The following is a 24,776-nucleotide window of genomic DNA, read 5'->3' on the forward strand; positions in this document are numbered from 1 at the left end:
TTATGAAAAATTCAAAATCTCTGCTGCCCCGTATTGATGCGGGGCTGTTCTTCCTGCGCCTCACCGGCGGCCTGCTGCTGCTCTATGTGCACGGTCTGCCAAAGGTGCTGAACTTCAGCGAAGAACTGACCCGAATCGAAGATCCGTTTGGCTTAGGCCCGTGGATGAGCCTGCTGCCGGCCATTTTCGCCGAAGTGGTGTGTCCGATATTTATCATTTTGGGTATTGGCACGCGTCTGGCCTGCCTGCCGATTATCGGCGTGCTGCTGGTGGCGATGCTGGTGGTACACCCGCAGTGGAGTATCGCTGAAGGGCAATTTGGCTGGTTGTTGCTCATCATCTTTACCACGCTGGCACTGACCGGCGCGGGTAAATGGCGCGTCAGCGTGCCTGGGGAACAGGGGTTCAGACATGGCACAAGTCAATGATAGCCATACAGCATCCTCGCAGGCTGCGCCAGAAAATGTGAGCACAGTCCCCGCGAGCACCTCCTCCTGGCAGCCGCTACGCCAGCCAGTGTTTCGTATGCTGTGGATTGCGACCGTGGTCTCCAACATCGGTTCATGGATGAACGATGTGGGGGTCAACTGGACCATGCTGACGCTGAGTGCTGACCCGCTCGCCGTTGCGCTGGTTCAGGCGGCAAGCAGCCTGCCGATGTTCCTCTTCGCCCTTCCTTCCGGGGTGATGGCGGACATTGTCGACCGTCGCAAGTACCTGCTGTTTTCGCAGCTGTGGGTGTTTATTGCTGCGGCCGGGTTAACTCTGCTCTCGTTTGCCGGGTTAGTCACACCCACGGTGCTGTTGATTGCTGCATTCCTGTTAAGTACCGGTGCCGCCATGAGTTCTCCACCGTTTCAGGCCATCGTGCCGGATCTGGTGGAGAAACATGAGCTGGCCCCGGCCATTGCGCTTAACTCACTGGGCATCAATATCAGCCGCGCCATCGGCCCGGCGCTGGGTGGGTTGGTGCTCTCCTTTGCCGGTCCCTGGGTGGTGTTCGCCCTGAACTCGCTCTCGGTATTAGGCGTGGCATGGGTACTGTGGCGCTGGAAAGCAGAGCCGTCGATTCAGCGCCTGCCGCCTGAGCATTTCTTCTCTGCCGTGCGTGCCGGGTTGCGCTATGTGCATGCCGCACCGGTGCTGAGAAACGTGCTGGTCCGCACCGTAGCGTTCTTCACCTTCGCCAGCGCAGGCTGGGCGTTGCTGCCCCTGGTCGCGCGCCGCGAGCTGGGTCTTGGCCCTGGCGGTTACGGGATCATGCTGGCCTGTATCGGGGTCGGGGCAATTTGCGGAGCCATTGTGCTGCCGCGACTGCGCAAACATTTCGACCCTGACAAATTGATGGTGCTTAACAGCGCGCTCTTTGCCGTCAGCATGCTGGCGCTGGCTTTTGTGCGTCACTTCTGGCTGCTCAATGCCTTCGAGTTTCTGACCGGTTTTGCCTGGATTGCCGTGCTCTCCACGCTCAACGTGGGGGCGCAACGCAGTGCGGCAAAATGGGTGAAAGCGCGCGCACTGGCCGTCTATCTGACCGTCTTTTTTGGTTCGATGACGCTGGGCAGCACCATCTGGGGGCAACTGGCCTCGCACTTTGGTATCCCCACCTCGCTGTGCCTGGCGACACTGGGCATGCTGCTGGCGAGCCTGACCGCCCTGCGCTGGAAACTGAACAAAGATCCTGACCTGAATCTGGACATTCGCGACATCGACAGTCACGCGAAATCACTCGACGTTTCCCACGAACGCGGGCCTGTCATGGTGATGTACGACTATGTGATTGACCCGCAAGACGTGGCCGAGTTTGTTATCTGCGTGCAGGAAATCCGCCGCGTGCGCATTCGTGGCGGCGCCTTGAGCTGGTCGGTGTATGAAGATATGCAGCGCCCGGGCGTATTCGTGGAATCGTTCGTGGTCGGCACCTGGATTGAGCATCTGCGCCAGCTTGAGCGACACACGGTCAACGACCTGCTTATCCAGAGCAAAGTACAGGCTTTCCATCGGGGCAGTCATCTTCCCCAGGCGCGTTATCTGATAACGCCCATAATGTAAACACTCTCTCTAATAACCCAAGCAAAGCGACAGTGAGGATTCAGCTATGAGCACTATCAAAACGCAGGACGGTACGCAGATTTATTACAAAGACTGGGGCATTGGCAAACCGGTATTGTTCAGCCACGGCTGGCCGCTGGATGGCGACATGTGGGATAGTCAACTGAACTTCCTGGCCGAGCGCGGCTACCGTGTGATTGCGTTTGACCGCCGCGGTTTTGGCCGCTCTGAGCAGCCATGGGACGGCTATAACTACGACACCTTTGCTTCCGACATTAACGACCTCATCACCACGCTTGATCTTCAGGACGTGACGCTGGTGGGCTTCTCCATGGGCGGCGGTGATGTGTCGCGTTATATCGGCCGCTACGGCACATCTCGCGTGAAAGCGCTGGTGCTGCTGGGTGCCGTAACGCCAATCTTCGGTAAAACCGCCGACTACCCGCAGGGTGTCGATAAGAGCGTCTTCGACGGTATCCGCGACGGCTTGCGTAAAGACCGCGCACAGTTCATCAGCGATTTCGCCACGCCGTTCTATGGGATTAATGCCGGGCAGACCGTCTCTCAGGGTGTACTGACCCAGACGCTGAACATCGCGCTGTTGGCGTCCCTTAAAGGCACGATTGATTGCGTCACCGCATTCGGCGAGACCGATTTCCGCCCTGACATGGCTAAAGTTGACGTACCGACGCTGGTGATTCATGGCAGCAACGATCAGATCGTGCCGTTTGAATCAACCGGCAAAGTCGCCGCAGAGATGATCAGTGGCGCGAAGCTGAAAGTGTATGACAATGCGCCGCACGGGTTTGCCGTGACCCATCAGGATCAACTTAACAACGATCTGCTGGCCTTCCTGCAGTCGCTGTAAGGTAAATAGCCTCACCCGTTGCGGTGAGGCTTTCTCTTGCACTCCCTCGCGCCGCCCCCTATCCTCTGCCAGTATGAAAACCTCCCGTCTCCCCATCGCCACTCAGCAGGCCATTATGCGTAGCCTGCGGGACAAACTTGCCCTCGCGAACAGCAAACTGGAAAAGAACTATCCGGAGCCAAAACTGCTCTATCAGCAGCGCGGTACAGCGGCAGGCACGGCCTGGCTCAATACCTGGGAAATCCGCCTGAATCCGGTGTTGCTCGCGGAAAACGAACAGGCGTTTATCGACGAAGTCGTCCCTCATGAACTGGCGCATCTGCTGGTATGGAAGCATTTTGGCCGCGTTCCGCCACACGGCAAAGAGTGGAAATGGATGATGGAGAGCGTGCTTGGCGTTCCCGCCCGGCGTACCCACCAGTTCGAGCTGGAGTCAGTTCGGCGTAACACCTTCCCCTATAAGTGCAAATGTCAGCAGCATCAGTTGACCGTGCGGCGGCACAATCGCGTGCTGCGCGGTGAGACCACTTATCGCTGCGTACACTGCGGCGAAACCCTGGTACCAGAGCGCTAATTACATGAATCATTAAGAACGTTTTGTGCACCAACTGATTGCATCCCTGAACGGCATCCGCTACGTTGCGCACTTCAATTGACAGGGAGTGCACCATGTTACGCATCATCTTCTCATTACTGTTGGTCCTCGTGACTGTTCCGGCCTCGGCTGAAGGTATCAATAGCTTTTCTCAGGCCAAAGCCGCAGGCGTGAAGGTCAATGCCGACGTACCGGGCGACTTTTATTGCGGCTGTAAAATCCAGTGGCAGGGTAAAAAAGGGGTCGTTGACCTCGAAGCCTGCGGCTACAAGGTACGCAAAAACGAAAACCGCGCCAGCCGTATTGAGTGGGAGCATGTGATGCCTGCCTGGCAGTTTGGCCATCAGCGCCAGTGCTGGCAGGAGGGTGGACGTAAAAACTGCGCCAAAGACCCTGTCTATCGCAAAATTGAGAGCGATATGCACAACCTGCAACCGGCAGTGGGTGAAGTGAATGCCGATCGCGGCAACTTCATGTACGGTCAGTGGAACGGCGGTGAAGGTCAGTATGGTCGTTGCGAGATGAAGGTCGACTTCAAGGCCAAACTGGCAGAACCCCCGGCCAGCGCTCGCGGCTCGATTGCCCGCACCTACTTCTACATGCGCGACCAGTATCAGCTCACCCTCTCTCGCCAGCAGACTCAGCTCTTCACCGCCTGGGATAAACTCTACCCGGTGACCGACTGGGAATGTACCCGTGAATCGCGTATCGCCAAAGTTCAGGGCAACCATAACCCGTACGTGCAGCGCGCTTGCATGGCGCGAAAGAGCTAACCTACACTAGCGGCAATTGCTCCCATTACACTTCATACGGAAATCTGAACTATGCGCATTCCCCGCATCCATCACCCGGAACTTATCCAGATCGGGAGCGAAATCGCCCTTGCTGAAGATGCCGCGAACCACGTAGGCCGCGTGCTGCGCATGGGTCAGGGTCAGGCAATCCAGCTGTTTGATGGCTCAAACCAGGTGTTTGACGCACAGATCACCCGCGCCGATAAAAAGAGCGTAATCGTCAAGATTACCCACGGAGAGGTGGATGATCATGAATCGCCGCTGCATATTCACCTGGGCCAGGTGATGTCCAGGGGTGAAAAAATGGAATTCACTATCCAGAAATCGATCGAACTGGGTGTAAGCCTCATTACGCCACTTTTTTCCGAGCGCTGTGGCGTTAAACTGGATGCCGAGCGTCTGAATAAGAAGCTCGGGCAGTGGCAGAAAATTGCCATCGCCGCCTGTGAACAGTGTGGTCGCAACCGGGTACCTGAAATTCGCCCGGCAATGGATCTTGAAGACTGGTGTGCAGAAGAAGAGAACGGCCTGAAGCTCAATCTTCACCCTCGCGCCAGCCAGAGTATTAACACGTTGCCGTTACCGGTTGAGCGTGTTCGGTTGCTGATTGGCCCGGAAGGCGGCCTGACTGCCGATGAAATTGCCATGACCGCACGTTACCAGTTTACTGATATTCTGTTGGGACCCCGCGTATTGCGCACTGAGACAACGGCCCTGACCGCCATCACCGCCTTGCAGGTACGTTTTGGCGATTTAGGTTAAACGGAGAAGCATAATGATTAAGCTCGGCATCGTGATGGACCCCATCGCGCAGATTAATATCAAAAAAGACTCCAGCTTTGCCATGCTGCTCGAAGCGCAGCGTCGCGGCTATGAACTGCACTACATGGAAATGGCGGATCTTTACCTGATCAACGGTGAAGCCCGTGCGCGCACTCGTGTGCTTAGCGTTGAGCAGAACTACGATAAATGGTACGAGTTTGGCAGCGAGCAGGACATTGAACTCGCCTCGCTGGACGCCGTGCTGATGCGCAAAGATCCTCCGTTCGATACCGAATTTATCTACGCGACTTACATCCTTGAGCGCGCTGAAGAGAAAGGCACGTTGATCGTGAACAAACCGCAGAGCCTGCGCGATTGTAACGAAAAACTGTTCACCGCCTGGTTCCCGGAACTGACCCCGGAAACGCTGGTGACGCGCAACAAAGCGCAGATCAAAGCGTTCTGGCAGAAACACAAGGATATCATCCTTAAACCGCTCGACGGCATGGGTGGCGCGTCTATCTTCCGCGTGAAAGAGAGCGATCCTAACCTTGGTGTGATCACCGAAACCCTGACTGATTTGGGCAACCGCTACTGCATGGCACAGAACTATCTGCCCGCTATCAAAGACGGCGACAAACGCGTGTTAGTGGTGGATGGCGAGCCGGTGCCTTACTGCCTGGCGCGTATTCCGCAGGGCGGCGAAACCCGTGGTAACCTGGCAGCCGGTGGTCGTGGCGAACCGCGTCCATTGACCGAAAGCGACTGGGCGATTGCTCGCCGTGTCGCGCCGACGCTGAAAGCCAAAGGGCTGATTTTTGTCGGCCTGGATATCATCGGTGACCGTCTGACGGAAATTAACGTCACCAGCCCGACCTGTATTCGTGAAATCGAAGCCGAGTTCCCGGTCTCCATCACCGGTATGCTGATGGACGCTATCGAAGCACGTCTGGCGAAATAATTCCTACACGGGTGGCGGGAGGGAACCCGCTTTTACCTCCAAAGTCTGGCTAGTGACAGCGTGCAGCTTTCCCCTCATACTAGGCTGCTGCTTTTTTGAACCAGGAAACAGAACCTCTGACAATGAATTTACAGCATCACTTTCTTATTGCCATGCCTGCTCTCCAGGATCCGCTGTTTCGCCGTTCCGTGGTTTACGTCTGCGAATACAACGACGATGGAGCAATGGGGCTCATCATCAACAAACCTCTGGAAAACCTGAAAGTTGAAGGCGTTCTGGAAAAACTGAAAATCCATCCTGAAGAGCGTGATCCTGACATCCGTCTGGATAAACCCGTCTTACTGGGTGGGCCGCTGGCGGAAGATCGCGGATTTATTCTGCACACTCCGCCAAACAACTTTTCCTCAAGTATTCGCGTCTCCGATAACACCATCATCACCACCTCGCGTGATGTGCTGGAGACCCTGGGTACGGCCAGGCAGCCGAAAGACGTTCTCGTCGCCCTCGGCTACTCGTCATGGGAAAAGGGCCAGCTTGAGCAGGAAATTCTCGATAACGCCTGGCTGACGGCCCCGGCGGATTTAAACATTCTGTTTAAAACGCCGATTGCCGATCGCTGGCGTGAAGCGGCGAAGCTTATCGGCATCGATATTCTGACCATGCCTGGTGTGGCGGGACATGCCTGATGAGTGGAACCTTACTGGCCTTTGATTTCGGGACCAAAAGCATTGGCGTTGCTATCGGGCAGCGCATCACAGGCACCGCGCGTCCGCTCAGCGCACTGAAAGCGCAGGACGGCACGCCGGACTGGAACCTGATCGACAAGCTGTTAAAAGAGTGGCAACCAGAAGCCGTGATTGTCGGTCTGCCGCTGAATATGGACGGGACTGAACAACCGCTCACCGCCCGTGCGCGCAAGTTTGCCAATCGCATTCACGGTCGTTTTGGCGTGACGGTGACGCTGCACGATGAGCGTCTTAGCACCGTTGAAGCCCGTGCCGGACTATTTGAACATGGCGGTTTTCGCGCCCTCAACAAAGGCAGCATCGACTCTGCCTCTGCCGTGATTATTCTCGAAAGCTACTTCGAGCAACACCTCTGACTGACAGGGCTGAGTCAACACTTAGCCCTGCTTCTTTTCGAAAACCGACAACGCCCATCCCTCGATCGCCCTCACACTTTTAAGGCAACCTTTTTGCGTTTTCGGTGATGTTTCTATAAAAGAAACAGTAGAGGGATTTACGATTTCTGTGTCAACCGCCGCGCCAGGGTGTGAAGTTCGCTTAAACGTTCGTCGACAACCGTTTCATCGACCTGCCACATTCCGGCAAACGCCAGCGCAGCAGAGTGAGCACCGAGCGGTTTTGCCATCGAGACTTCACCGTCATCGTGATGCCAGACCACACGACCTTCAGCACGCTGCTGCGCAACATGGGGAGCAAGTTGCTGCCACTGCTCTGCCACAAAACGTTTTTGCAGCTCTTCGTCGGTTTCGGCGGCGAGCAGCGCCATACCGATAACCGACTGCCATGCGGGCAGCATATGAAATCCCGCCAGCGCCTGGGTGACCTGAGTGCCGGGTTCAGAGTGATAGATGTAGATGACCTGATCCTCCCAGAGCACCCCCATCGCCACCACAATGTCTTTGGGGGCGTAGCTTTCCAGTAGAGGCAAGGCCTGAGAAAAGAGTGCAGAACCGCGTATAGCCTGGGCCGCCAGCGCATGAATCCCAGGCCCCGGCAGGTAGCGACGCTGCTCATCCTGCATGGTCAGCCCAATGGAGGCCATGGTCATCAACAGGCGGTTTACCCGCGTGGTGTTGATGCCCATCAGTCGCGCCAGCTCGCGACAGCCAATAGCACGGCCGCTGGAGACCAGATATTGCAGGCAGCGAATACCATCAATCAGGCTTTGGTTCGGTTGTGAGGACATACAGGCTTATCTCGCAGGTGACGTTATTCATCGATTCTACCGTCAGTAAAGAAGGATACAAGGCATGAACATCTATCCGCAAACCGGGACAAGAACCTTCCCCTCCTCACAATTATATGCCGATCTGCTGGTCGCCGGAGGCGGTCTGGCAGGTCTTTGTGCAGCACTTGCCGCTGCGCGTGACGGACTGCAGGTGGTACTTGTCCAGGACAGGCCGATTCTTGGCGGTAATGCCTCAAGCGAAGTGCGCCTGTGGGCCAACGGCGCCACGTCGCACATGGGTAACAATAACCGCTGGGCGCGTGAAGGCGGCATTATGGGTGAAATCCTCGAAGAGAATCTGTGGCGTAACAAAGAGGGCAACCCGGTGATGTTCGACCTGGTCCTGCTCGATCTCGCCAAAAGCCAGCCGGGCCTGATGCTGCTGCTCAACACCACGATCTATGCACTGGAAAAAACGCAGAATACTATCACCCAGGTGAGCGCCTTTAACGCCATCAATGAGACGTTTTATACTGTCACCGCCGACCAGTTTTGTGATGCGACGGGTGATGGAGTGCTCGGATTTCTGGCCGGTGCGGAGTACCGTGAAGGGGCTGAAGAGGTCGAAGAGCTGGGGGAAAAAATGGCCCCTGGCGATAACTTTGGCCACAAACTCGGACACTCTATTTACTTCTACACCAAACAAACCGCTGGCCCGGTCAATTTTGTGCCGCCCTCTTTTGCTTTGCAGGACATTACCGCCATCCCTCGCTACAAGCGCCTGACCTCCACCCTCAATGGGTGCGACCTCTGGTGGCTGGAATGGGGCGGACGCCTGGACACGGTGCACGAGAGCGAAGAGATTAAGTGGGAGCTGTGGAAAATTGTCTGGGGCGTGTGGGATTACATTAAAAACTCGGGCGAATTTCCGGAAGCCGCCAACATGACCATCGAGTGGGTCGGGGTCATTCCAGGCAAACGCGAAAGCCGACGCTTTGTCGGTGACCATCTGCTCTGCCAGCAGGATATTATTGAGCAGCGTGACCACTACGATGCCGTTGCCTATGGCGGCTGGTCGATTGACCTGCACCCGGCTGACGGCGTTTACAGCACCCACGATGGCTGCCGCCAGTTTCACAGTAAAGGCACTTACACGATTCCCCTGCGCAGTCTTTACAGCCACTCGCTGGATAACCTCTTCCTGACCGGTCGACTGATTTCCGCGTCACACGTCGCCTTCGGTAGCGCCAGGGTGATGTGTACCTGCGGCCTGCTTGGGGAGGTGGTTGGTCGTGCCGCTGCCCTCTGTAAAAACCATCAGCTCGCGCCAGCACAACTGGCTCAGCGCGATCGGGTCAAACTACTGCAACAACAGTTGCAGGCCAGCGGCTGTTATATTCCCCGTCAATGGCTGGATGACCCTGCGCAAGGGGCGACCGTCAGCGCGAGCAGCGAGTATGCCCTCACTTCGCTACAGCCCAATGGTGAATGGCATTCCCTGGGTGAGCGCATGGCGGTCTTATTGCCAGTCAAAACGGGTGAGTCTCTGGGTGAAATCAGCGTGCGACTGCGTTCATCCTCCCGTGAATCGCTTACGCTTTCCCTGTTGGGCAGTGCGCGTAGCGGTAACTTCACACCTGATTACCAGTACGACAGTGGCACGGTCGAAGTCGACGGCGAACAGGATTACGGATTTAAATTCGCCTGGCTCAGCGACCGCGATCAGTACGTGTTCCTGGCCTTTGATGCGAATGCAAACGTTGAGATAGCACTGACCGATAGCCACCTGCCAGGCATCATGACCGTTTTCAACAGCCTGAATGCCCGCGTCGCACGCCATACCCGCCAGGTGGTGGATGGCGATTACGGCGTCGATGAGTTCGACTTCTGGCTGCCACGTCGCCGCCCGCATCAGGTGATGCCGGCGCTCAGTTTTAGCCAGCCAATGACCGTTTATCGCCCGGAGAACGTTCTCAATGGCCGCCTGCGCCCGGAACAGCAAACCAACGCCTGGGTGCCTGCGGTTGATGATGCACACCCCACTATGCGCTGGCAGTGGTCTGAACCTAAAACCCTCACCGCACTGACGCTGGTACAGGACAATGATTTCGACAATGCGATGGAAACCGTACAGATGGGCCATTTTCTGCCTGTCACACCGCACTGCATTACTCACTATCGCCTGTGGGCCGACGATGCACTGCTGGCGGAAGTGACCAGTAATCATCACTCCGTCTGCGAGCATCGTCTGCCCTCGTCTGTCGCCGTGCGCGAAGTCCGCCTTGAGATCCTCGCCACCGCCGGTGCGCTGCCCGCAGTCTATTCACTGAACATTCACTAAAGCCATCCCTGGGCCTGCCGATGTTGCAGGCTCTGGGCAAAGGTCTGCATCCCCGACTGCTGCCCGGTTTGCAGCATACCGGGCAATTGATGTGTTTTCCCTTCACGGATGAGATTTGCCACCGCCGGGGTGTTAACCAGCAACTCGAACAGTGCCACACGCCCCCCCTGCTTGTCTGCTTCAAGCCGCTGCGCCAGCACACCCTGTAAGCTACCGGCAAGCTGGCTGCGAACGGGGTCTTTTTCCTGAGCGGGAAACGTATCCACTAATCGTTCAATGGCCTGATGCGCGCCACGAGTGTGCAGCGTCGCCAGCACCAGATGCCCCGTTTCTGCCGCCGTCAGCGCCAGGCGAATGGTTTCGCTGTCGCGCAATTCACCCAGCAAAATGATGTCCGGATCTTCTCGCAGCGCTGCCCGCAGCCCCGCAGCAAAGGAGATGCAGTGCGGGCCTATTTCCCGCTGCTGAATCAAACAGCGCTCGCTGGTATGGATAAACTCGACGGGGTCTTCGAGGGTCAGAATATGTCCGTCGAGATGATGATTAAGGTGGTTAACCATCGCTGAGAGCGTTGTCGATTTGCCACTGCCTGTCGCCCCCGTCACCAGAATGAGTCCGTTCTCTCGCCCCAACAGTTCAGTCAGCATGGCGGGTGCATCAAGATCCGCAAGCTGAGGGCAACGCGTCGGCAGCAAACGCAGCGCCAGCGAAATCCCCAACTCATGGCGGAAGGCGCTGGCACGCAATCTCTGCTGACTCAACGTAGTGAGCGCGAAATCGGCCTGGCCGTCACTGAGCAACTGGCGCTGTTGAGTCTCAGTCAAGCGCGTGCCCAGTAATGCGTTGATATCCGGCGTATCGAAGGGGGCGACCTCCAGCCTCCCCTGTCTGCGCCAACGCGGCGGGCGGCGATCGCACAGGTGTAGATCCGAGACGTTATGCTTTACACTAAGCTCCACTATTTTTTCCATATCCATAAAGCCATCCTGGGAATATGAACGATATAGCGCATAACCTGGCACAGGTCCGGGCAAAAATCTCAGCCGCAGCAATAGCTTGCGGCCGTGCTCCAGAAGAAATTACATTGCTTGCGGTCAGCAAAACCAAACCTGCGAGCGCCGTCGCAGAAGCGTTCGAGGCAGGCCATCGGGCGTTTGGCGAAAATTACGTGCAGGAAGGCGTCGATAAAATTCTTCATTTCCAGCAACAGGGTATTGAAGGCATTCAATGGCACTTTATCGGTCCGTTGCAATCCAACAAGAGCCGCCTGGTGGCTGAACATTTTGACTGGTGTCATACCGTGGATCGCCTCAAAATCGCCAGCCGCTTAAGCGAACAGCGCCCGGCCTCACTGCCACCGCTGAACGTGCTGATTCAGGTCAACATTAGCGACGAGCAGAGCAAATCTGGTATTGCCCTTGGCGAACTTGATGCACTGGTAGCGCAGGTCGTCGAATTACCAGGTGTGCAGTTACGCGGGCTGATGGCGATTCCCGCCCCGGAAGCAGATTACGAACGTCAGTTTGCCGTGGCTCGCCAAATGGCTGTTGCATTTGACGCGCTTAAGGTACGTTACCCGAGCGTGGATACCCTGTCTTTGGGGATGTCTGACGATATGGAAGCCGCAATTGCGGCTGGTAGCACCATGGTGCGCATCGGAACCGCCATTTTTGGCGCGCGCGATTACACAAAAAACTAAGGAACACTGAGGAACGCCATGAATACGTTGTCCACTCTCCTTTCACTGCTCATCCAGGCTTACACCATGGTACTGCTGCTGCGTATCTGGATGCAGTGGGCGCGCTGTGATTTCTACAACCCGTTTTCGCAGTTTATTGTGAAGATTACCCAACCGCTTGTTGGCCCGCTGCGCCGTGTCCTTCCGTCAATGGGGCCGATTGATAGCGCCTCCTTGCTGATTGCCCTGGTGCTTTGTGCCATTAAAGTCTTCTTAAACCCGTACGTCACCATGGACGGCGTGTTTATCGCGCTGGCAGCGGTGCTGATCATCCTGAAAACCGTTGGTTCGCTGATCTTTTGGGTACTGCTGGCGATGGCAATAATGAGCTGGGTAAGCCAGGGTCGTAGCCCGGTAGAGTACGTGCTGCTGCAACTGACCGAACCGCTGCTGCGTCCGATTCGTCGCCTGCTGCCTTCGATGGGTGGCATTGATTTCTCGCCGATGATCCTGGTGCTGCTGATGTATGTCATCAACATGGGCGTGATGGAGTTTCTGGCCAACACAATCGTGCCGTTGGCTTACATCTGGAACTGGGCGTGAGTGCAGTCACCTCTTGTGACGACGGGCTGGTGCTGCGGCTGTATATTCAGCCGAAGGCCAGCCGGGACAGTATTGTCGGGCTGCATGGCGACGAGTTAAAAGTCGCCATCACCGCCCCGCCGGTTGATGGGCAGGCTAATGCTCACCTGGTAAAATATCTTGCTAAGCAGTTTCGGGTGGCTAAAAACCAGGTGCTGATTGAAAAAGGCGAACTGGGCCGCCATAAACAGGTCAAAATTACCCATCCGCAACAAATTCCTTCGGCCATTACGGCCATGATTAACCAGGATTAATTATGCAAAAAGTTGTTCTCGCCACCGGTAATCCCGGTAAAGTGCGCGAGCTTGCCTCGCTGCTGAGTGATTTCGGTCTGGATATTGTGGCGCAAACCGAACTGGGCGTTGAGTCTGCAGAAGAGACCGGGCTGACGTTTATCGAAAACGCCATCCTGAAAGCGCGCCATGCCGCCCAGGTGACCGGTCTGCCCGCAATTGCCGACGACTCTGGTCTGGCCGTTGATGCGCTGGGTGGGGCACCGGGGATCTACTCTGCACGCTACTCTGGCGTAGATGCCACCGACGAGGCCAATCTGCAAAAACTGCTGGTCACATTGCAGGATGTGCCGGACGACAAACGTCAGGCCCAGTTCCACTGTGTGCTGGTCTATATGCGCCATGCCGAAGACCCGACGCCGCTGGTTTGCCACGGCACCTGGCCTGGCGTGATTACTCATTCGCCTGCCGGTCAGGGCGGGTTTGGTTACGATCCTATTTTCTTCGTCCCGACGGAAGGTAAAACTGCCGCCGAACTGACCCGCGAAGAAAAGAGCGCCATCTCCCACCGTGGGCAGGCGTTGAAACTGTTACTGGAAGCATTACGTAATGGCTAATTTGCCACCTCTGAGTCTTTATATTCACATTCCGTGGTGCGTGCAGAAATGCCCGTACTGCGATTTCAATTCCCACGCGCTTAAAGGCGAGGTGCCGCACGATGACTACGTACAGCATTTGCTTGCCGATCTTGATGTCGATGTACCTTACGCGCAGGGGCGTGAAGTAAAGACCATCTTTATTGGTGGTGGTACGCCGAGCCTGCTTTCTGGCCCGGCTATGCAGACGCTGCTGGACGGCGTGCGTGCACGTCTCAATCTAGCTGCGGACGCAGAAATTACGATGGAAGCCAACCCCGGAACCGTTGAAGCGGATCGCTTTGTCGATTACCAGCGTGCCGGGGTCAACCGCATCTCCATTGGGGTACAGAGCTTTAGTGAACAAAAACTGCAGAAATTGGGGCGTATCCACGGCCCGGATGAAGCGAAGCGTGCCGCCCACCTGGCAACAGGATTAGGGCTACGCAGTTTTAACCTCGATCTGATGCACGGTCTGCCGGACCAGTCGCTGGAAGAGGCGCTGGACGATTTGCGTCAGGCCATCGAACTGAACCCACCACACCTCTCGTGGTATCAGTTGACCATTGAACCTAACACGCTGTTTGGTTCGCGCCCGCCGGTATTACCGGATGATGATGCCTTGTGGGATATTTTCGAGCGAGGCCACCAGTTGCTCACCGCCGCAGGCTATCAGCAGTACGAGACCTCAGCCTACGCAAAACCGGGCTATCAGTGCCAGCACAACCTCAACTACTGGCGCTTTGGGGATTACCTGGGCATAGGTTGCGGCGCGCACGGCAAAGTCACTTTCCCGGACGGACGCATTTTACGTACGGCGAAGACGCGTCATCCGCGTGGTTACATGCAGGGGCGCTACCTGGAACGTCAGCACGACGTGGAAACCGCAGATAAACCCTTCGAGTTCTTTATGAACCGCTTCCGTTTACTGGAAGCCGCACCGCGTGCGGAATTCACCCTGTTTACGGGTCTGGATGAAAGCGTAATTCGCCCGCAACTTGATGCCGCTCTGGCACAAGGTTATCTCACTGAGTGCGACGAATACTGGCAAATCACCGAGCACGGGAAGCTGTTTTTAAACTCCCTGCTGGAGTTGTTCCTCGCCGAAGAATCCTGAAGCCTGCTTCCGGATTTTGCCTCACGTTCTGCCTGGTAAGAATTTAGCTGGCAGAGTGTGGGGATGGAATAATGAATTTAGGGCCAATGAGGAGGAAGTCTTGATGGTGATTTTGCAAAGATTGCAACGCCGGATGCCCTCACCCTAACCCTCTCCCACCGGGAGAGGGGACTCTTACTCCCTCTCCTTTGGGGAGAGGGCTGGGGTAGGGGCCCAGCGCGCAGGGGGATTACTTCAGCCCACTCACCAGCGCCTTACGGCTCTCTTCCAGCGACACAACCCGGCTGCACACATCTTTGCCGAACTGCTGGAAATCTGCTTCCTGGTTTTTCCACTCATTCTGGATAGCGGTCTGCAAACCGCCGAGGTTGCCGAGCACGCTCTGCAGCGGGTTACCGCCGCCTTTCAGCACCGCTTTGGCGCCCATCTCATTGATGCTGTCCTGCAAAATACCGCCCATCGCCTGGTTTACCAGCTCCTGGCCGTTTGCCTGCACTTCATCAATGGCTTTATAGTGGAACGTCAGACCCTCGCTGCGGTGCTCGATAATCTTGTTCATCTGATCTTTAAGCTGCGCGTCGAGCTTGGTCAGGCGACCACGCATGCTGCTGCTCTCGCCCACTTCTTTGACGATGATTTTATCGAGCGCAATACGGCCCTTCTCGACCCGTGAACGTGCGCCGTCATCAATCCATGGCAGCGCAGTACGCAATTCTGACTGGTAATCCTTCGCCTGCTCGCGCTGCGCGGCACTGAGCGAATACTGCTTGCCGTTGAACGTCACGTTGCCGTCCGGCGTCATCACCAGGTTACCGTTTTCGCCTTTCACCTGCACGGTCTGTGGGCTCAAAACCACGTCATCACGGGGATTAACGCTACATTTGTATTCTGCATTTGCGGCGAATGCCGTCATCGTGAGCACTGCGGCCAGTAGCGTCTTACGCATCATTTCTACTCCTGTAGAGACAAAACGGGCCGGCAATTGCCGACCCTGTTCAAACTTAGTCCCACCAAATATCGAAAAGTTCGCTGACGCTAACCTCTTCGAGTTTGTGGTCCTCAAGCCACTTACGCACAATGGCCTGTTGCTCTGGGGTGCACTTGCCCACTTCTTGCTTACAGACCAGGCCTTCCCATGCCAGATAACCGCTGCCACCAAAGGTCAGTTTCTGCGATTCCACAGCTTCAAGAATGAAGGCATCAACAACTTTGTCGATCTCTTCTTCGCTGGTGCCTTCAGGGAAACGCCAGTTAACGGAAAAACCAATTTCCTGGAATTCATCGATGTGCATCTTCTTACGAAGACGTTGGCTGCGGTTCTTTGCCATTATTTTACCCTCTCGAACATTAAGTCCCATACGCCGTGGCCAAGGCGATGACCACGTTGTTCAAATTTGGTTACCGGGCGCGAATCCGGGCGCGGTACGTAATCCTGCGTGGCAGACTGGTTTTGATAGCCATCAATAGAGGACATTACTTCCAGCATATGCTCAGCATAGGCTTCCCAGTCGGTTGCCATATGAAACACACCACCCAACTTCAGCTTACTTTTCACCAGCTCAGCAAAAGGTACCTGAACGATACGGCGTTTATTATGACGTGCTTTATGCCACGGGTCAGGGAAAAACAGCTGCACCATATTCAATGAATTGTCAGGAATCATTTTATGCAGCACTTCCACCGCGTCGTGGCACATCACGCGCAGGTTTTCGACACCTTCGTCATACGCAGATGAGAGGCAGGCACCCACACCTGGAGAATGCACTTCGATGCCCAGGAAGTTCTGATGAGGGCGGATTTTCGCCATCTCAACCAGCGACGCCCCCATCCCGAAACCAATCTCCAGCGTGACCGGGCCGGTATTGCCAAACAGGGCAGCAAGATCCAGCGGTTGTTCAGAAAATTCAACGCCCATCACCGGCCAGTAGTTATCCAGCGCATGCTGTTGACCTTTGGTCAGGCGGCCCTGGCGGCGGACAAAGCTACGGATACGGCGCAGCGGGCGGCCGTTCTCATCAAAATCCGGTGAAATGACGTCGTTATTCATAAAAAAAGTCTGCTTGTGAGAGTGTTCAGGAAACGGGCATTATCCAAAGTTAATTCCAGTATGCAAGCTGCAAGCACAGGAAAGTTCCGGTTTACACATTCGTAACGCTGTGCTGCAATCTGCCACCTTATTCAAGCGATGTTGGTGACCATGCAAGCGTCTCAATTTTCAGCCCAGGTTCTGGACTGGTACGACAAATACGGGCGCAAAACCCTGCCCTGGCAAATTGATAAGACGCCTTACAAAGTATGGCTGTCTGAAGTGATGTTGCAACAGACCCAGGTCGCAACCGTTATTCCCTATTTTGAGCGCTTTATGGCGCGTTTCCCGACCGTCACCGATCTCGCCAATGCCCCGCTGGATGAAGTCCTGCATCTGTGGACCGGGTTGGGTTACTACGCCCGCGCACGCAACCTGCACAAGGCGGCAAAGCAGGTGGCGGAAAAGCACGGCGGCGAGTTTCCCCAGACCTTTGAGGATGTCGAAGCCCTGCCTGGCGTCGGACGTTCAACCGCCGGGGCGGTTTTGTCGCTGTCGCTGGGCAAACATTTCCCTATTCTCGATGGTAACGTGAAACGCGTGCTGGCACGCTGCTATGCCGTTGACGGCTGGCCGGGTAAAAAAGATGTCGAGAAACGTTTATGGCGCATTGCCGAGGACGTCACGCCCGCTAAAGGTGTCGAGCGTTTTAACCAGGCGATGATGGATCTCGGGGCGATTGTCTGCACCCGTTCCAAACCCAAGTGCCAGCTTTGCCCGCTACAGACCAGCTGTGTTGCCTACGCCAACCATTCCTGGACGCAGTATCCGGGCAAAAAACCGAAGCAAACGCTGCCGGAGCGCACCGCATATTTCCTGCTGATGCAGCATGGTGACCAGGTCTTCGTGCAGCAGCGTCCGCCGGTCGGACTTTGGGGTGGCCTTTATTGCTTCCCGCAGTTTGAAGATGAAACCGGTTTACGAGACTGGCTGGCGCAACGTCAGATTAAGGCCGATACTCTCAGCCAACTTGTCGCGTTTCGCCACACGTTCAGCCATTTCCATCTGGATATTGTGCCTATGTGGCTTACCGTGTCCTCGTTCGGTTCATGCATGGATGAAGGCAGCGGTCTTTGGTATAACTTAGCGCAGCCGCAATCCGTGGGTCTGGCGGCCCCGGTTGAACGCCTGCTGCAACAATTACGCGTCGGCGTGGCTGTCTGATGCCACACGTTATAAAGAGGACTGTTTATGAGTAGAACCATTTTTTGTACCTTCCTGCAACGCGAAGCCGATGGCCAGGATTTCCAGCTCTATCCGGGGGACCTCGGTAAGCGCATTTTCAACGAAATATCCAAAGAAGCATGGGGACAGTGGCAGAAAAAGCAGACGATGCTGATCAACGAAAAGAAACTGAACATGATGAATGTTGAACATCGCAAACTGCTGGAACAGGAGATGGTCAGCTTCCTGTTTGAAGGGAAAGATGTGCATATCGAAGGCTACACGCCGGAAGATAAAAAATAAGGGCCTGGCCACATGGCTGACCGCCAGAATGTGGCCTGACGCCTGGGTCGGATGGCCCTTTTGTGCAACTAACAGTATCCCCGGAATGATGAAAAAATTTTTAGCGCTTGCGATTATTGCGCCGTTACTGATCTCGTGTTCCAGCTCCGATAAAAAAGGTGATACGTACAACGAAGCCTGGGTGAAAGACACTAACGGTTTTGACATTCTTATGGGGCAATTTGCCCACAACATCGAAAACTTATGGGGATTTAACGAAGTCCTGATTGCAGGGCCAAAAGACTACGTTAAGTATACCGACCAGTACCAGACCCGCAGTCACATCAACTTCGATGAAGGAACCATCACCATCGAGACTATTGCCGGGACCGATCCTGCCAGCCATCTTCGCCGGGCAATCATTAAAACGCTGCTGATGGGTGATGATCCAGGCTCTATCGACCTCTACTCTGACGTCGACGACATTCAGATTTCCAAAGAGCCGTTCCTTTATGGTCAGGTTGTTGATAACACCGGACAGGCCATTCGCTGGGAAGGACGCGCCACAAACTTTGCTGACTACCTGCTGCAAAATCGACTGAAAAGCCGTGCCAGCGGGCTGAAGATTATCTATAGCGTCACCATTAATCTGGTGCCGAACCACCTCGATAAACGTGCGCACAAATACGTGGGCATGGTGCGCCAGGCATCACGTCGCTACGGCGTGGATGAAGCGCTGATTCTGGCGATTATGCAAACCGAGTCCTCATTTAACCCGTATGCGGTAAGCCGTTCGGACGCGCTGGGTCTGATGCAGGTTGTGCAGCACAGCGCCGGGCGCGATGTCTTCCGTGCGCAGGGTAAATCGGGCACGCCGAGCCGTAGCTTCCTGTTCGATCCAGAAAGCAACATAGATACCGGCACCGCCTACCTGGCGATGCTTAACAATGTCTACCTCTCCGGTATTTCAAACCCGACCTCCCGTCGCTATGCGGTCATTACCGCCTATAACGGTGGTGCGGGAAGCGTGCTGCGTGTCTTCTCTGCCGATAAGGTACAGGCCGCAAACATCATTAATACGCTGTCACCGGGTGATGTCTATTCAACATTGACCAGCCGCCATCCGTCAGCCGAATCACGCCGTTATCTCTATAAAGTGAATACCGCGCAGAAAAGTTACCGTCGTAATTGAGTAAGATAATCCTCTCCCCCTTTCATCATGACGGTGAAAGGGGATAAGCGTTGCTTTTGAGACGCAGTTTCCACCCATTCAAAATGTGACGAATGTCACTATCTTTGACTGCAACCATATCAAGTTTGCATTTATATGTCGGATGTAACAATCTCGCGTCCGCTTCGATGATAGAATCGCCTCACATAACAACAGTAATTGTCTTAATTCCAACATCTATACCCTAAATAATTCGAGTTGCAGGAAGGCGGCAACGCAGCGAATCCTTAGGAGCTTACTCTGGTAAGTGACTGAGGTGAGCGAGGACAAACTGGCGTAGCCAGTTTGAACAGCGCTTGCGCTGGCCCCGAAGGGGCGAGGCCAAAGGCCGAGTAAAGCCAACGCACATGCAGCTTGAAGTATGACGGGTATATCAGACTCCTTTGGTGAGGAAACTAACATGAATCTTAAGCTGCAGCTTAAAGTGATTATCTTCCTGCAGTTCTGCCTGTGGGGTAGCTGGCTGACTACGCTTGGCTCTTATATGTTCGTCACCCTGAAATTCCAGGGTGCGGAGATTGGCGCGGTCTATAGCTCCCTGGGTATTGCTTCCGTCTTCATGCCTGCTCTGCTCGGTATCGTGGCGGATAAATGGCTGAGCGCGAAATGGGTTTACGCACTTTGCCACCTGATTGGTGCCATCACGCTGTGTATTGCCGCGACGGTGACCACGCCTGGTGCAATGTTTGCCATTATCCTGCTCAACTCACTGGCTTACATGCCAACGCTGGGTCTGGTTAACACCATCTCTTATGCCCGCCTGCAAAACGCTGGCTACGACATCGTTGCGGACTTCCCGCCGATTCGTATCTGGGGCACCATCGGCTTTATCCTGGCGATGTGGGCAGTCAGCTTCTCTGGCTTCGAACTGAGCCATATGCAGCTCTACATCGGTGCTGCACTCTCCCTGGCGCTGAGCCTGTTCTCCCTGACTCTGCCGCACATGCCGGTCACCAAAAGTCAGAAGAACCAGACCTGGGTGGAAATGCTGGGCCTGAACGCCTTCGCACTGTTCAAAAACAAACGTATGGCGATCTTCTTTATCTTCTCCATGCTGCTGGGCGCAGAACTGCAGATTACCAATATGTTTGGTAACACCTTCCTGCACAGCTTTGACTCGAATCCGCTGTTCGCAAATAGCTTCATCGTGAGCCATGCCTCCGTACTGATGTCTATTTCGCAGATTTCTGAAACCGTCTTTATCCTGGCGATTCCGTTCTTCCTGGGCCGTTATGGCATTAAGAACGTGATGCTGATGAGTATCGTTGCCTGGATGCTGCGCTTCGGTCTGTTCGCTTACGGCGACCCAACCCCGTTCGGCACCGTACTGCTGGTGCTCTCCATGATCGTTTACGGTTGTGCGTTCGACTTCTTCAACATCTCCGGTTCCGTCTTCGTAGAGAAAGAAGTGAACCCGGCTATCCGCGCCAGTGCGCAGGGTATGTTGCTGATGATGACCAACGGCTTCGGCTGTATCCTCGGCGGTATGGCGAGCGGTAAAGTGGTTGAAATGTACACCGTTGCGGGTGCAACTGACTGGAAAACCGTGTGGCTGATCTTCGCAGGCTACTCCGTAGTTCTGCTCTTCGCCTTCATGGCAATGTTTAAATACAAACATGTGCCGCAGACAGCAGGCTCACAGCAGACTGCAGCGCACTAATCTCTCCCGCCCTCTTCGCCATGAAGAGGGCGTTTTTCTGCCTCAATCCCCTTAATTACGCTGAAAAAACCGGCATATTTGCCCTCTTGTTACCGACATAGAGTGTTACATTCATACCCTACCGACATTCACACACTGCGATTACACAGATAAGGTATAACGATGCTAGAAATCTCCGACTTACGGGTTTTCTTTGAAGCGCCTGAGATTAAAACCATCATTGATACAACCTGGGATAAGGTTGGCGCAGCGCTTAAGCAAGCACAGACCGAGTTACCTCCGGAGCTCGCAATGCCACGCCGTGAACTCTCTTTCCACGATCATGTAAAGTGCCTGGGCTATCTGTGTTGGTTGCTCGAACACAACAACGTGGCGGGTGACATCATTGAAATCGGGGTATGGAAAGGCAAATCCACCTTGTTCATGAATGAGATTTGCCAGAATAAGCGCCGGATGATTAGCATCGATCCGATGGAATTACCGAATCAGGAAAATGAATTACGTTTTTATCATGAACGTCTGTTCCCGCATGTGAACCTGGTGCGCGGGTACTCAGAACTGAGCATTGAGCGTGTGCTGGCCTTCAAGCCGCAAACCGTGCTGCTGCACATTGACGGCGGCCATGAAGGTCGACATGTTCTGACCGACTTCCTTCTCTATTCACCGACCATTGTCTCGGGTGGCTTTATCGTGTTTGATGATTACCGCGACTGGCAGTATTCACCTGAGGTGGGACCGGCGGTCGATTTGCTGCGTGCCGGGGGCTATTTCAAAGCCTTTGATGTTATTGGCAGTTTGCCAGGGTTTGAAAACAGCTACCTGCTGCAAAAGCGTTAATCGCTCAACCCAGGGGCCATCAGAGCCCCTGGTGATTTCACGCCCTATCCCAGCGTCGCCAGCACATAAGACACTGCCAGCAAATCAGCACTGCCGCCGGGGCTTAAATTTCGGCTCATCAAGGCCTTATCCATCTCCTGCAACCGTTCAGTATCCCAGCCATTTTTGAGCAATGAGGCCGCATAGCGCTGCACAAAGTACAGTCCGTCAATGCCACCGCGTGAGACCAGGTTACTGTCGAGATTCGCCGCCATCAGGCGCAACAGGGCGTGGTGAAAACGCCGCTCGCCGGACTCTTTAAACCACAAGGGTAAGACATGCTGCCGAACGGTCGGGAAGCCGTGTTCAACCTCCCCGCGCGCACCCGTCAGGCCATATTGCTGATACTGAATTTCACCTGCCGTCACCGCATGGGTGCGTGAAGCCAGTTCTCGCGCCACCAGCCCTTTGCAGATTTCACTGACCTGCTGGCAGACGGATTCGGCGCAGACCAGACGGTTTTGTCCCCGCAGCCTACCCGCAGCAAAACAGATAAGCCCGAGAGAAAAGATGCCGCCTTTATGGGTGTTCACGCCACCCGTAGCTTCAAACATCGCCTGTTCGCAGGCCATGCCCGCAGGACGCAAAAGCCGCAGTTGCTCGCAGGCAGGTTTCAGGGCGTGTTCAAATCCGGCTTTTTCAAAAACGCGGAACCAGGGCGTGATGGCAGCGATACTGCGTAAAAACAACGCATGATCCATATCGCTGTGCGAACCGTTGTTCGCCAGATCCACCAGCCCCGGCTTAGGGGTGAGATTGAGTTCAAGACGTAACGCCATTGCCGCCAGCGCAGCGACATCAAAGCGGGCGAGCTTAGTCGCGAGCGAACCAGACATCGATCATCTTCTCCACGCGTCCCACCACCTCGTCGAGGGGGTGACGGCGCGAGCGGGCGCAGCCGTGCCCGGGTTCATCGCACACCAGACAACGACGGGTCGTGAGATCCAGCGACTGGCGGCCAATCTGGCCATTTTTCGGGCACAGGACATCAAAGTCCCAGAGCCTGCCAAGCGGGTGAGACTGTTCCATTTCCACGCACTGGGCTTTAATTTCTACCGCCGTATGGTCAACGCACCACAGCGCTTCCGGGCCAGTCGGCAACCATAGCACCTGGCGATCCAACACCGGCCAGTGGTTTTGCCACAGTAATTGGTCGCAAGCTTGCAGTGCGACGCCCATGGTGTTGCGATAGCGAATGCTGTCTTTGTGCGCCCCGGGGGTGACCAGCGTCAGTGAGATAACCGGGTGTTGATAATGAGTGAGCCAGTCAGCCTGTCGCGCTGCACGGGCCTCTTTCGAGGCCAGCAGCGCTTCAAGGCTGACGCCCGCTCTTTCGGGCGTCAGTACTGTCATGCATTGTTCTCCTTCACCTGATGGACAACGTCAATCACGCTGCCATCACGGTAGCGAATAACCCCGACGATACGGTCGGTGAATTCAATCGGTTTGGGTGCGCCGGTCAGGGAAATAGCACGCTCATAGAGCGCTTCGATATCTACCACCTTCAGGCCCGCTTCCACCAGACGCTCGTGGATTTCCGGGCGTGCCGGGTTCACCGCGATGCCGTGGTCGGTGACCAGCACATCAATGCTTTCGCCCGGCGTCAGCAATGTGGTTACACGCTTCACTACCGTTGGAATTCGGGTACGCAGTAAAGGTGCGACGACGATGGTCAAGTTGGCTGCTGCTGCAACGTCGCAGTGACCGCCTGAGGCACCGCGCATCACGCCATCAGAACCGGTAATGACGTTAACGTTAAAGTCGACGTCGATTTCCAGCGCACTGAGGATAACCACATCCAGCTGGTCACAACAGGCGGCTTTGCTGCCCGGGTTGGCATAGACGTTGGTAGAGATTTCCACGTGATTCGGGTTACGCGCCAGTGAGGCAGCCGCTTCGCTGTCGAAGCACTGGGTATCGAGCAGCTTCGCCACAAGCCCTTTTTCATGCAGAGAGACCAGCCCACCGGTGATACCGCCGAGCGCGAAACTCGCCTTCACACCGCTACGTTCCATCTTCTCTTCCATAAAGCGCGTACAGGCCGTCGCCGCCGCGCCGGATCCGGTCTGCATGGAGAAACCGTTTTTGAAGTAGCCGGAGTGTTCGATAACGTCTGCCGCATAGCGGGCAATCATCAGCTCACGCGGGTTACTGGTCACACGGGCCGCGCCGACGCTGATTTTCGCCGGGTCACCCACGCTCTCCACCTGCACGATGTAGTCCACCTGATCCTGCACCAGGCTGGCTGGCATATTCGGGAACGGCACCAGTTCTTCGGTCAGCAGCACCACTTTGTTAGCAAACTGGGCATCGACCATCGCGTAGCCCAGCGAGCCGCAGGAGGATTTACCCTGAGTGCCGTTGGCATTACCAAATTCATCGCTGCACGGTACGCCGAGAAACGCGACATCAATGTTCAGCTCGCCGTCCTGCAGCAGCTTCACGCGGCCACCGTGGGAGTGGATCTGCACCGGCTCTTTCATCAGGCCGTGGGAGATGGCATCGGCCAGTTTGCCGCGCATCCCGGAGGTGTAGATACGAGTGATCACGCCATTCTGGATATGTTCAATCAGGCTGTCGTTACAGGTCATCAGCGAACTGGAAGCCAGCGTCAGATCTTTAAAGCCCAGGCGCGCCAGAATGGCCACGACGTTATTGATCACTCGGTCGCCTTCACGAAATGCGTGATGGAACGAAATGGTCATGCCGTCTTTCAGGCCGCTGCGGGCAATGGCATCTTCGAGGGTGGCACACAATTTACGGTTATGTTTGCTCTCAACATCTGTAAGCCAGGGCGTTGCGCTGTGGGCCGTATCAAAGGGTTTTAAGTCGCGCAGATGCGGAAAGTTAACGTGGAGAAGCTCTGTCTGATTCATTGTTCTGTC

General features: G+C 55.4%; 28 protein-coding genes. 20 read left to right on the plus strand and 8 right to left on the minus strand.

Going from position 1 to position 24,776, the window contains the following annotated elements:
• The first annotated feature begins 2 nt into the window (after positions 1 to 2).
• The 9 genes from AC5JPW_RS22665 to ruvX all read left to right on the plus strand — a co-directional run bounded on the left by AC5JPW_RS22665 (position 3) and on the right by ruvX (position 7,134).
• Complete coding sequence (locus tag AC5JPW_RS22665) at positions 3 to 428, plus strand: DoxX family protein (protein ID WP_494243322.1); 426 nt, start codon at positions 3 to 5, stop codon at positions 426 to 428.
• Positions 412 to 2,052 (plus strand): MFS transporter, encoded by a 1,641-nt coding sequence (locus AC5JPW_RS22670; RefSeq protein WP_494243323.1) that lies wholly within the window; start codon positions 412 to 414, stop codon positions 2,050 to 2,052. The genes AC5JPW_RS22665 and AC5JPW_RS22670 overlap by 17 nt, the downstream gene beginning before the upstream one ends.
• A 46-nt stretch (positions 2,053 to 2,098) precedes the next feature.
• Positions 2,099 to 2,920, plus strand: a complete 822-nt coding sequence (locus AC5JPW_RS22675) for an alpha/beta fold hydrolase (protein ID WP_494243324.1) — start codon at positions 2,099 to 2,101, stop codon at positions 2,918 to 2,920.
• 73 nt (positions 2,921 to 2,993) lie between these two features.
• Positions 2,994 to 3,494: a SprT family zinc-dependent metalloprotease gene (locus tag AC5JPW_RS22680; protein ID WP_494243325.1), complete on the plus strand. Its 501-nt coding sequence runs from the start codon at positions 2,994 to 2,996 to the stop codon at positions 3,492 to 3,494.
• A gap of 95 nt (positions 3,495 to 3,589) precedes the next feature.
• Entirely contained in the window at positions 3,590 to 4,288 is a 699-nt protein-coding gene (gene endA, locus AC5JPW_RS22685; protein ID WP_494243326.1) for a deoxyribonuclease I, read from the plus strand.
• A 51-nt stretch (positions 4,289 to 4,339) separates the two neighbouring features.
• Entirely contained in the window at positions 4,340 to 5,071 is a 732-nt protein-coding gene (gene rsmE, locus AC5JPW_RS22690; RefSeq protein WP_494243327.1) for a 16S rRNA (uracil(1498)-N(3))-methyltransferase, read from the plus strand.
• A gap of 13 nt (positions 5,072 to 5,084) precedes the next feature.
• On the plus strand, positions 5,085 to 6,032 hold the full coding sequence (gene gshB, locus AC5JPW_RS22695) for a glutathione synthase (protein ID WP_494243328.1): 948 nt from the start codon (positions 5,085 to 5,087) through the stop codon (positions 6,030 to 6,032).
• Positions 6,033 to 6,154: 122 nt separating this feature from the next.
• Positions 6,155 to 6,718: a YqgE/AlgH family protein gene (locus AC5JPW_RS22700; RefSeq protein WP_494243329.1), complete on the plus strand. Its 564-nt coding sequence runs from the start codon at positions 6,155 to 6,157 to the stop codon at positions 6,716 to 6,718.
• A complete protein-coding gene (gene ruvX / locus AC5JPW_RS22705) occupies positions 6,718 to 7,134 on the plus strand; it encodes a Holliday junction resolvase RuvX (protein ID WP_494243330.1) in 417 nt (138 codons plus the stop codon). Before AC5JPW_RS22700 ends, ruvX begins: the two co-directional genes overlap by 1 nt.
• Positions 7,135 to 7,271: 137 nt before the next feature.
• Here the strand turns inward: ruvX and AC5JPW_RS22710 are convergent, their stop codons facing one another.
• Positions 7,272 to 7,964 carry an IclR family transcriptional regulator domain-containing protein gene (locus AC5JPW_RS22710; protein WP_494243331.1) on the minus strand — a complete coding sequence of 231 codons (693 nt, stop codon included), beginning with the start codon at positions 7,962 to 7,964 and terminating at the stop codon, positions 7,272 to 7,274.
• A gap of 64 nt (positions 7,965 to 8,028) precedes the next feature.
• On the opposite strand from AC5JPW_RS22710, the gene AC5JPW_RS22715 reads away from it, so the two are divergent.
• Positions 8,029 to 10,287 (plus strand): FAD-dependent oxidoreductase, encoded by a 2,259-nt coding sequence (locus AC5JPW_RS22715; RefSeq protein WP_494243332.1) that lies wholly within the window; start codon positions 8,029 to 8,031, stop codon positions 10,285 to 10,287.
• Here the strand turns inward: AC5JPW_RS22715 and AC5JPW_RS22720 are convergent.
• A complete protein-coding gene (locus AC5JPW_RS22720; protein WP_494243333.1) occupies positions 10,284 to 11,264 on the minus strand; it encodes a type IV pilus twitching motility protein PilT in 981 nt (326 codons plus the stop codon). The two genes, AC5JPW_RS22715 and AC5JPW_RS22720, sit on opposite strands and share 4 nt — an antisense overlap.
• A 17-nt stretch (positions 11,265 to 11,281) precedes the next feature.
• Between AC5JPW_RS22720 and AC5JPW_RS22725 the strand changes: the two genes are divergently transcribed.
• From AC5JPW_RS22725 to hemW, 5 genes are read left to right on the plus strand one after another with little or no spacing between them, the layout of a single operon-like run.
• Positions 11,282 to 11,986, plus strand: a complete 705-nt coding sequence (locus tag AC5JPW_RS22725; RefSeq protein WP_494243334.1) for a YggS family pyridoxal phosphate-dependent enzyme — start codon at positions 11,282 to 11,284, stop codon at positions 11,984 to 11,986.
• Positions 11,987 to 12,004: 18 nt separating this feature from the next.
• Positions 12,005 to 12,568, plus strand: a complete 564-nt coding sequence (locus tag AC5JPW_RS22730; protein ID WP_494243335.1) for a YggT family protein — start codon at positions 12,005 to 12,007, stop codon at positions 12,566 to 12,568.
• Positions 12,565 to 12,861 carry a DUF167 family protein YggU gene (yggU, locus tag AC5JPW_RS22735; protein ID WP_494243336.1) on the plus strand — a complete coding sequence of 99 codons (297 nt, stop codon included), beginning with the start codon at positions 12,565 to 12,567 and terminating at the stop codon, positions 12,859 to 12,861. The genes AC5JPW_RS22730 and yggU overlap by 4 nt, the downstream gene beginning before the upstream one ends.
• Positions 12,862 to 12,863: 2 nt before the next feature.
• The gene (locus AC5JPW_RS22740; RefSeq protein ID WP_494243337.1) at positions 12,864 to 13,457 is read left to right on the plus strand and encodes an XTP/dITP diphosphatase; all 594 of its coding nucleotides are present in this window, start codon (positions 12,864 to 12,866) and stop codon (positions 13,455 to 13,457) included.
• A complete protein-coding gene (gene hemW / locus AC5JPW_RS22745; protein ID WP_494243338.1) occupies positions 13,450 to 14,592 on the plus strand; it encodes a radical SAM family heme chaperone HemW in 1,143 nt (380 codons plus the stop codon). Before AC5JPW_RS22740 ends, hemW begins: the two co-directional genes overlap by 8 nt.
• Before the next feature lie 229 nt (positions 14,593 to 14,821).
• Here hemW and AC5JPW_RS22750 read toward each other — a convergent pair whose 3' ends face one another.
• Genes AC5JPW_RS22750 through trmB form a run of 3 tightly spaced genes read right to left on the minus strand, consistent with a single transcriptional unit; the run spans position 14,822 to position 16,639 of the window.
• Positions 14,822 to 15,541, minus strand: coding sequence for a YggN family protein (locus tag AC5JPW_RS22750; protein ID WP_494243339.1), 720 nt, complete (start codon positions 15,539 to 15,541; stop codon positions 14,822 to 14,824).
• A gap of 52 nt (positions 15,542 to 15,593) precedes the next feature.
• Positions 15,594 to 15,920 carry a YggL family protein gene (locus AC5JPW_RS22755; RefSeq protein WP_494243340.1) on the minus strand — a complete coding sequence of 109 codons (327 nt, stop codon included), beginning with the start codon at positions 15,918 to 15,920 and terminating at the stop codon, positions 15,594 to 15,596.
• The gene (gene trmB / locus AC5JPW_RS22760; RefSeq protein ID WP_494243341.1) at positions 15,920 to 16,639 is read right to left on the minus strand and encodes a tRNA (guanosine(46)-N7)-methyltransferase TrmB; all 720 of its coding nucleotides are present in this window, start codon (positions 16,637 to 16,639) and stop codon (positions 15,920 to 15,922) included. The genes AC5JPW_RS22755 and trmB overlap by 1 nt, the downstream gene beginning before the upstream one ends.
• 144 nt (positions 16,640 to 16,783) lie before the next feature.
• On the opposite strand from trmB, the gene mutY reads away from it, so the two are divergent.
• From mutY to AC5JPW_RS22785, 5 genes are all read left to right on the plus strand, one after another.
• Complete coding sequence (gene mutY / locus AC5JPW_RS22765; protein ID WP_494243342.1) at positions 16,784 to 17,842, plus strand: A/G-specific adenine glycosylase; 1,059 nt, start codon at positions 16,784 to 16,786, stop codon at positions 17,840 to 17,842.
• Between the two features lie 27 nt (positions 17,843 to 17,869).
• Positions 17,870 to 18,145: an oxidative damage protection protein gene (locus tag AC5JPW_RS22770; RefSeq protein ID WP_494243343.1), complete on the plus strand. Its 276-nt coding sequence runs from the start codon at positions 17,870 to 17,872 to the stop codon at positions 18,143 to 18,145.
• Positions 18,146 to 18,233: 88 nt separating this feature from the next.
• A complete protein-coding gene (mltC, locus tag AC5JPW_RS22775; protein WP_494243927.1) occupies positions 18,234 to 19,316 on the plus strand; it encodes a membrane-bound lytic murein transglycosylase MltC in 1,083 nt (360 codons plus the stop codon).
• 439 nt (positions 19,317 to 19,755) lie between these two features.
• On the plus strand, positions 19,756 to 21,015 hold the full coding sequence (locus AC5JPW_RS22780) for a nucleoside permease (RefSeq protein WP_494243344.1): 1,260 nt from the start codon (positions 19,756 to 19,758) through the stop codon (positions 21,013 to 21,015).
• 162 nt (positions 21,016 to 21,177) lie between these two features.
• Positions 21,178 to 21,852 (plus strand): class I SAM-dependent methyltransferase, encoded by a 675-nt coding sequence (locus AC5JPW_RS22785; protein WP_494243345.1) that lies wholly within the window; start codon positions 21,178 to 21,180, stop codon positions 21,850 to 21,852.
• 44 nt (positions 21,853 to 21,896) lie between these two features.
• On the opposite strand, the gene citG is transcribed toward AC5JPW_RS22785, so the two are convergent.
• Genes citG through citF form a run of 3 tightly spaced genes read right to left on the minus strand, consistent with a single transcriptional unit; the run spans position 21,897 to position 24,767 of the window.
• A complete protein-coding gene (gene citG, locus AC5JPW_RS22790) occupies positions 21,897 to 22,727 on the minus strand; it encodes a triphosphoribosyl-dephospho-CoA synthase CitG (protein WP_494243346.1) in 831 nt (276 codons plus the stop codon).
• Positions 22,705 to 23,244 carry a citrate lyase holo-[acyl-carrier protein] synthase gene (citX, locus tag AC5JPW_RS22795; RefSeq protein WP_494243347.1) on the minus strand — a complete coding sequence of 180 codons (540 nt, stop codon included), beginning with the start codon at positions 23,242 to 23,244 and terminating at the stop codon, positions 22,705 to 22,707. Before citX ends, citG begins: the two co-directional genes overlap by 23 nt.
• A complete protein-coding gene (citF, locus tag AC5JPW_RS22800; RefSeq protein ID WP_494243348.1) occupies positions 23,241 to 24,767 on the minus strand; it encodes a citrate lyase subunit alpha in 1,527 nt (508 codons plus the stop codon). The genes citX and citF overlap by 4 nt, the downstream gene beginning before the upstream one ends.
• Positions 24,768 to 24,776: the final 9 nt, after the last annotated feature.

This window comes from Phytobacter sp. (assembly GCF_059074235.1).

Coding starts and splice junctions, on each gene's coding strand:
- AC5JPW_RS22710 (WP_494243331.1), bottom strand. CDS start 7,964: ATGTCCTCACAACCGAACCAAAGCCTGATTGATGGTATTCGCTGCCTG.
- AC5JPW_RS22730 (WP_494243335.1), top strand. CDS start 12,005: ATGAATACGTTGTCCACTCTCCTTTCACTGCTCATCCAGGCTTACACC.
- AC5JPW_RS22665 (WP_494243322.1), top strand. CDS start 3: ATGAAAAATTCAAAATCTCTGCTGCCCCGTATTGATGCGGGGCTGTTC.
- AC5JPW_RS22670 (WP_494243323.1), top strand. CDS start 412: ATGGCACAAGTCAATGATAGCCATACAGCATCCTCGCAGGCTGCGCCA.
- AC5JPW_RS22780 (WP_494243344.1), top strand. CDS start 19,756: ATGAATCTTAAGCTGCAGCTTAAAGTGATTATCTTCCTGCAGTTCTGC.
- citF (WP_494243348.1), bottom strand. CDS start 24,767: ATGAATCAGACAGAGCTTCTCCACGTTAACTTTCCGCATCTGCGCGAC.
- AC5JPW_RS22750 (WP_494243339.1), bottom strand. CDS start 15,541: ATGATGCGTAAGACGCTACTGGCCGCAGTGCTCACGATGACGGCATTC.
- gshB (WP_494243328.1), top strand. CDS start 5,085: ATGATTAAGCTCGGCATCGTGATGGACCCCATCGCGCAGATTAATATC.
- endA (WP_494243326.1), top strand. CDS start 3,590: ATGTTACGCATCATCTTCTCATTACTGTTGGTCCTCGTGACTGTTCCG.
- rsmE (WP_494243327.1), top strand. CDS start 4,340: ATGCGCATTCCCCGCATCCATCACCCGGAACTTATCCAGATCGGGAGC.
- citX (WP_494243347.1), bottom strand. CDS start 23,244: ATGACAGTACTGACGCCCGAAAGAGCGGGCGTCAGCCTTGAAGCGCTG.
- AC5JPW_RS22785 (WP_494243345.1), top strand. CDS start 21,178: ATGCTAGAAATCTCCGACTTACGGGTTTTCTTTGAAGCGCCTGAGATT.
- AC5JPW_RS22680 (WP_494243325.1), top strand. CDS start 2,994: ATGAAAACCTCCCGTCTCCCCATCGCCACTCAGCAGGCCATTATGCGT.
- AC5JPW_RS22740 (WP_494243337.1), top strand. CDS start 12,864: ATGCAAAAAGTTGTTCTCGCCACCGGTAATCCCGGTAAAGTGCGCGAG.
- AC5JPW_RS22755 (WP_494243340.1), bottom strand. CDS start 15,920: ATGGCAAAGAACCGCAGCCAACGTCTTCGTAAGAAGATGCACATCGAT.
- AC5JPW_RS22700 (WP_494243329.1), top strand. CDS start 6,155: ATGAATTTACAGCATCACTTTCTTATTGCCATGCCTGCTCTCCAGGAT.
- AC5JPW_RS22675 (WP_494243324.1), top strand. CDS start 2,099: ATGAGCACTATCAAAACGCAGGACGGTACGCAGATTTATTACAAAGAC.
- citG (WP_494243346.1), bottom strand. CDS start 22,727: ATGTCTGGTTCGCTCGCGACTAAGCTCGCCCGCTTTGATGTCGCTGCG.
- AC5JPW_RS22725 (WP_494243334.1), top strand. CDS start 11,282: ATGAACGATATAGCGCATAACCTGGCACAGGTCCGGGCAAAAATCTCA.
- AC5JPW_RS22715 (WP_494243332.1), top strand. CDS start 8,029: ATGAACATCTATCCGCAAACCGGGACAAGAACCTTCCCCTCCTCACAA.
- ruvX (WP_494243330.1), top strand. CDS start 6,718: ATGAGTGGAACCTTACTGGCCTTTGATTTCGGGACCAAAAGCATTGGC.
- AC5JPW_RS22770 (WP_494243343.1), top strand. CDS start 17,870: ATGAGTAGAACCATTTTTTGTACCTTCCTGCAACGCGAAGCCGATGGC.
- AC5JPW_RS22720 (WP_494243333.1), bottom strand. CDS start 11,264: ATGGATATGGAAAAAATAGTGGAGCTTAGTGTAAAGCATAACGTCTCG.
- hemW (WP_494243338.1), top strand. CDS start 13,450: ATGGCTAATTTGCCACCTCTGAGTCTTTATATTCACATTCCGTGGTGC.
- trmB (WP_494243341.1), bottom strand. CDS start 16,639: ATGAATAACGACGTCATTTCACCGGATTTTGATGAGAACGGCCGCCCG.
- mltC (WP_494243927.1), top strand. CDS start 18,234: ATGAAAAAATTTTTAGCGCTTGCGATTATTGCGCCGTTACTGATCTCG.